The sequence below is a fragment of the Streptomyces sp. NPDC126503 genome, from assembly GCF_040302405.1.
Classification (GTDB): domain Bacteria; phylum Actinomycetota; class Actinomycetes; order Streptomycetales; family Streptomycetaceae; genus Streptomyces; species Streptomyces gulbargensis.
The window spans coordinates 363864-370098 of sequence record NZ_JBEORS010000004.1 but is presented as its reverse complement, the minus strand read 5'-3'; the positions used below and the strand labels follow the sequence as shown (position 1 = coordinate 370098).

Here is a 6235-nt window from a genome sequence, read left to right as displayed (position 1 = left end):
CTCCGTGTGCGGTGAAGCCTAGACACCTCCACCACACCGGAGGTCTTCGCCATGATCAAGACCAGTCGGCGTTAACAACGCTCGTGATCAATACACCTAGCGGTCCGCCCGGCGGAGGAGCGAGACGCCCTCCCGGTGCTCGACGAGCCGGTAGCCCGCGACACCGCCCGTCCGCTCCAGGGCCGTACCGGTGGCGCAGTCCGGGTCGGACCGGTCGGCGTTGTCGTAGATCAGCCACTCGGCGGGTTCCCTCGGGGGGAAGGACCGGGGGAAGAGGCACACCTCGCTGACCGTGGCACGGTCGGCGAGCTGGGCGGCCAGCTGGTTGGAGGCGGCCACGGTCGCGCCGTCCGGAATCCTCTCCAGAAGGTCGTCCGCGGCCCTGACCTGGCTGGTCTCGCGCCAGAGCTGGGGCGTGACCAGCTCGTGCAACGGGTGGGTGAAGAAGGTGACGCAGGTGGTCAACGCCCCCACCGCGCAGGCCGGAAGGAGCCGGCGCGCGTCGATCCCGCCCTTGGCGACGGCGTGCACCGCCGCGGCGAAGGCGATGGGCATGATCACGGCGCTGTAGTGGAAGTCGGTCCCCCAGTGGAAGGGGTTGGGGGAGGTGAAGCGCCAGGCGAGCGTCGGCAGCGCGATCAGCAGCAGGGGGGAGCGCAGCGCCAGGAAGCCGGTGGGCGCGGCGATCATGAACACCGTGAGCCACTTGACCGGAGGCCAGAAGGCGCCGGCCGCCTGGGCCAGCAGGCCCGGCTCGTCGGGAGTCTCCGGCGGCCAGTACGCGAACTGCCCGACCGGGTTGAACTCCGGCAGGATCACCAGCATCTCCAGCGCCGTGGCGCCGGCCCCGAGGACCGCGAGGAGGAGCCCCGTCACCCGCGGCCCCTTCCACGCCACGTACAGGCCGATCGCCGCCACCGTGAGCCCGAGGTCCTCCTTGACCAGGACCAGCGGGACCGCCCAGGCGACGGCCGCGCCCCACCGCCCGCGCCCCGCCGCGCAGAGCGACAGCGCCAGCAGCGGGACGGCGAACGCCACTTCGTGGAAGTCGAAGGAGACGAGCTCCGCCAGGCCCCAGGACGCCCCGTACGACAGGCCCGCCCAGAGGGCGAACCGCCGGCCCCTGACCTCCTCGGCCCACCGCATCAGCGGCACCACGGAGAAGGCGGTGAGCGCCGCCTGGCAGACCAGCAGGGTGTAGCTCGACGGGAACACCTTGTAGGCGGGCGCGAGCAGCGCGAGGATCGGGTGGAAGTGGTCCCCGAGCGCGTTGTAGTCGGGCCCCTTGAGGGCGGAGTACGGCGGCGAGAACCGCGCGTACGACTGCACGATCTGCGTGAAGATGCCGAGGTCGTACCCCGTCGAGAGGTTGACCGCGTGGCGCCGTGCCGACAGCGTCAGATAGACCAGGAAGAAGAGTCCGGCCACCAGCAGCGGCGTCTTCCAGGAGATCCCCCTCCGGGTAAGCGCCCCGTCTCCCGCGCCGTCGCCCTCCGCTCCGGTGCGCCGCTGACGGGGGTCGGCCGGAAGCTTCAGGTCAGTCATGTCAGCAGGAGAACCTAATCAGGAGGGAGGAGGCCCCTCAGGGTAGCAGCGCCGCCCCACGGCGCCCGGGGCCGTGCGGGTCGCGGCCCGGGGCCTCAGGGTGAGCCGGTGAGCACCTTGTCCCGCTCCGCCGGCGCAGCCGGGACCGGGATGCGCACGGTGCCCGCCTCGGTCACCGTGTGGCGCCACAGGATCCGGCACGCGGAGAGCGTGGCCACGACCAGGAGCCCGTTGCGCAGGAACAGCACCGCCATGCCCAGGAGATCGCTCTGGGTCACGTGCGAGAACCACACGGGGAACTCGAACTGCGTCACCGCCGTGGCCCACAGCACCAGATGCGCGGGCCGCCGCATCCGGGTCGACCGGTAGGCGAGGCAGACCGCCGCGAGGCCGGCCAGCCAGATCATGTACTGCGGCGAGATGACCCGGCTCGTCGTGGTGAAGAGGAGCACCGCCACGAACGCCGCGTCCGCCGTCGTGGAGGTGACGAAGCGCCGGGCCCGGAACCGCCACAGCACCAGCCAGCCGAAGGCGGCGACGGTCAGCGCCATCGACGCGGTCGTCACCCAGGCCACGTACGGGCCGAGGAACTCCATGGAGCCGTAGTTCATCCGCGCCCCGCCCTCCCAGCCGAAGTGGCGGGCCACGTGGAACACCGTCGCCCCCAGCGACTCCACCTCGGTGCCCCGCTCGCTCTGGTACGACAGGAAGGTCAGCGACCCCGGCATCCACAGGGCGCACAGCAGCAGCACCCCGCTCGCCGCGCCCGCCGCCACCGGCCAGGAACGCCAGGTCGCCCGCCCGTTCGCGGTGCCCACGAGCAGCAGCGCCGGCCACACCTTCAGGATGGCGCCGAAGCCGGCCAGCGCGCCGAGCAGCCGGGGGCTGCGGATCGCGCACAGGAGCGCCGCCACGGCCACGGCCGTGACCATGATGTCGTACCGGGCGTACGCGGTGGGGCCCAGCAGCGGGACCGCCGCGAGCCACAGCCAGGCGCCCCGCATCGACCGGCCGGGACGGCGCCCGGTGTGGAGGAACAGGCCGAGGACGAAGGCGTCGCACAGCAGCGCCAGGGCGAAGAACCCGACGGCGTAGTCGAGGAACGGCAGCAGCGCGGGGGCGAGGATGGGCAGCGCCGCACCCGGCGGGTACTGCCACGTCACGTCCGACTCGGGGTACGTGCCGGTCTTCAGGACGTCGAACCAGCTCCGGTAGATCTGGTCGACCTCGACCGCCACGTCCGGGCCGGGAACCACCACGACGCGCAGGACACAGAGCAGAAGGACGATCCGGGACAGACCCCACAGGGCGAGCGGAAGCCGCAGGTCCGTCGGTCTCGGGTCCGGACGCCGCGGAGCCGGAAGTCGCCGATCCATGGGGGAGCCCCGTCGCGCCGCACCCGTCATACCTGTGGGGTTCCTGTCCTGTCGGTCCGCTCGCGCGGAGGGTGGTGGTGGTGCCGGGCGAAGGGTGCGATCGCGTACTGTCGGCCGGGATGGCCACGATGCACAAGACCCTGATCGTAACCAACGACTTCCCGCCCCGCCCCGGCGGAATCCAGGCATTCCTGCACAACATGGCGCTGCGTCTGGATCCTGAGCGGATCGTCGTCTACGCCTCCACCTGGAAGCGGGGCCGTGAAGGGGCCGAGGCGACCGCCGCGTTCGACGCGGAGCAGCCTTTCACGGTCGTACGGGACCGCACCACCATGCTCCTCCCGACCCCGCGCGTTACCGCCCGTGCCACCGCCCTGCTGCGCGAACACGGCTGCGAGGCGGTCTGGTTCGGCGCGGCCGCCCCGCTCGGCCTGATGGCCCCGGCGCTGCGGCGGGCGGGCGCCCGGCGGCTCGTCGCCACCACCCACGGCCACGAGGCCGGCTGGGCGCAGCTCCCGGCCGCCCGGCAGCTGTTGCGCCGCATCGGCGAGGGCACCGACACGATCACCTACCTCGGTGAGTACACCCGCTCCCGCATCGCCGCCGCCCTCACCCCGGCCGCCGCCGGGCGTATGGCGCAGCTCCCGCCCGGCGTGGACGAGAAGACCTTCCACCCCGGCTCCGGCGGTGACGCGGTCCGCGCCCGCCTCGGCCTCAGTGACCGCCCGGTCGTCGTCTGCGTCTCCCGGCTCGTCCCGCGCAAGGGCCAGGACACCCTGATCCGGGCCATGCCCGCGATCCTGCGCCGGGTGCCGGACGCCGTCCTGCTGATCGTCGGCGGCGGCCCGTACGAGAAGGAACTGCGCCGCCTCGTCGCCTCGACGGGGGTGGCCGGGGCCGTGCGCTTCACCGGCGCCGTGCCCTGGTCCGAACTGCCCGCGCACTACGGGGCCGGCGACGTCTTCGCCATGCCCTGCCGCACCCGGCGGGGCGGGCTCGACGTCGAGGGCCTCGGCATCGTCTACCTGGAGGCCTCCGCCACCGGACTGCCCGTCGTGGCCGGGGACTCCGGTGGCGCGCCCGACGCCGTCCTGGACGGCGAGACCGGCTGGGTCGTCCGGGGCGGCTCGGCCGAGGAGACCGCCGACCGCGTCGCCACCCTGCTCCTCGACCCCGCGCTGCGGGCGCGGATGGGGGAGCGGGGCCGCGCCTGGGTCGAGGAGAAGTGGCGCTGGGACCTGCTGGCGGAGCGGCTGAGGGAACTGCTCCAGGAGCGGGCGTAGCGGACGGCGCGAAACGGCGGGGCCCCACCGGTCGGCGGGGCCCCTTCGGCTCGTTCACGCGTTCCCCACGGGCTCAGGCCCGGTAGATCGCCTCGATCTCGTCCGCGAAGTCCTTCGCCACCACGTTCCGCTTCAGCTTCAGGGACGGGGTGATGTGTCCCGCCTCCTCGGTGAACTGGGCGGACAGGACACGGAACTTGCGCACCGACTCCGCCTTGGACACGGCCGCGTTGCCGTCGTCGATCGCCCGCTGCACCTCCGCCAGGAGGTCGGCGTCCTCGCGCAGCGTGGCCGCCGTCGCGCCGGCCGGCTTGCCGTGCTCCGCCGCCCAGCGGCCCAGGAACTCCTCGTCCAGGGTCACCAGGGCGCCGACGAACGGGCGGCCGTCACCGACGACCATGCACTCGGCGACCAGGGCGTGGGCGCGGATCCGGTCCTCGATGACGGCCGGGGCGACGTTCTTGCCGCCCGCCGTCACCAGGATCTCCTTCTTCCGGCCGGTGATCGCGAGGTAGCCGTCCTCGTCGAGGGTGCCGATGTCCCCGGTGTGGAACCAGCCGTCCGCCAGCGCCTCCGCCGTCGCGGCCTCGTTGTTCCAGTACCGCGAGAAGATGTGCTCGCCGTGCAGCAGCACCTCGCCGTCGTCGGCGATCCGGACCACCGAGCCCGGCAGCGGCTGCCCCACCGTGCCGATCTTGGGACGGTCCCACGGGTTGAACGCGGTCGCCGCGCACGACTCGGTCAGGCCGTAGCCCTCCAGGACCGTGAAGCCGATGCCCCGGAAGAAGTGGCCGAGCCGCTCGCCCAGCGGCGCGCCGCCCGAGATCGCGTACTCGCCGCGGCCGCCGAGCACCGCCCGCAGCTTCGCGTAGACCAGCTTGTCGAAGATCCGGTGCTTGAGCTTGAGGCCGAAGGACGGCCCCTGCGGAGTGGCGAGCGCGCGGCTGTAGGCGATGGCCGTGTGCGCGGCCTTGTCGAAGATCTTGCCCTTGCCGTCGGCCTGCGCCTTCGCCCGCGCCGAGTTGTAGACCTTCTCGAAGACGCGCGGCACGCCCAGGATCAGCGTCGGCCGGAAGGAGGCCAGCTCGTCGGTGAGCGTCTTGATGTCCGGCAGACAGCCCAGCCGGATCGGCGCCATCACCGAGGCGACCTCGATGAGCCGGCCGAAGACGTGCGCGGCCGGGAGGAACAGCAGCACCGAGGACTCGCCGGTACGGAAGAGGGGCCCGAGCCGCTCCACCACGTTGCCGCACTCGGCGAAGAAGGCCCGGTGGGTCAGGACGCAGCCCTTGGGGCGGCCCGTCGTGCCCGAGGTGTAGACGATCGTCGCCGGGTCGTCCGCGTGCGCCGCCGACATCCGCTCGTCGAGCAGCTCGTCGGAGACGCCGGCGCCCTCGGCGGTGAGCCGCGCGACCGCGCCCGCCTCGATCTGCCGCACGCCCCGGAGCTCCGGCAGGTTCGTCCGTACGGACTCCACGGCGGCCTCGTGCGCCGCGCTCTCCACCAGCACCAGGGAAGCGCCCGAGTCACCGAGGATCCACTGGATCTGCTCGGGGGAGCTCGTCTCGTACACGGGCACGGTCACCGCGCCCGCGCTCCAGATCGCGAAGTCGAACAGCACCCACTCGTAGCGGGTGCGCGAGAGCAGGGCCACCCGGTCACCGACCCCGACCCCGGCGGCGATCAGGCCCTTGGCGACGCCGCGGACCTCGGCGAGGAACTCCTTCGCGGTGACGTCGGTCCAGACCCCGCCGTCCTTGCGCCCCATCACGGCGACGTCTGGGTGCTGGGAGGCGTTGCGGCGGATGAGATCCGTCAGGTTGCCGTCCGTGGGGACCTCGTACAGGGCCGGAAGGCTGAACTCGCGCAAGACTGCTGCTCCTCATCGGGCGCCGGCGCCACGGCTCTGTGTGATGCACCGGTGTAGTCCAAGGTCGGGCAGGTGCTCAGTGGGGGTGAGCACGACTGGACTGCCCGGACGTTACCCATCAGTACGTGGTTCCCGATAGGGGGTCCTGGCCAGATGTTCCG

Annotated in this window: 4 protein-coding genes; 1 reads left to right on the top strand and 3 read right to left on the bottom strand. The window is 72.5% G+C overall.

The genetic code is table 11. The features are described from left to right. Positions 1-96: 96 nt before the first annotated feature. Both ABTY40_RS08620 and ABTY40_RS08615 read right to left on the bottom strand, forming a co-directional pair. Positions 97-1545: a DUF2079 domain-containing protein gene (locus ABTY40_RS08620; protein ID WP_352058815.1), complete on the bottom strand. Its 1449-nt coding sequence runs from the start codon at positions 1543-1545 to the stop codon at positions 97-99. A gap of 95 nt (positions 1546-1640) precedes the next feature. Next, positions 1641-2921, bottom strand: a complete 1281-nt coding sequence (locus ABTY40_RS08615; protein ID WP_352058814.1) for a glycosyltransferase 87 family protein — start codon at positions 2919-2921, stop codon at positions 1641-1643. A 128-nt stretch (positions 2922-3049) separates the two neighbouring features. On the opposite strand from ABTY40_RS08615, the gene ABTY40_RS08610 reads away from it, so the two are divergent. Beyond that, positions 3050-4204 (top strand): glycosyltransferase family 4 protein, encoded by a 1155-nt coding sequence (locus ABTY40_RS08610; protein WP_352058832.1) that lies wholly within the window; start codon positions 3050-3052, stop codon positions 4202-4204. A gap of 73 nt (positions 4205-4277) precedes the next feature. Here ABTY40_RS08610 and ABTY40_RS08605 read toward each other — a convergent pair whose 3' ends face one another. Beyond that, complete coding sequence (locus tag ABTY40_RS08605) at positions 4278-6074, bottom strand: AMP-dependent synthetase/ligase (RefSeq protein WP_352058813.1); 1797 nt, start codon at positions 6072-6074, stop codon at positions 4278-4280. Positions 6075-6235 lie beyond the last annotated feature (161 nt).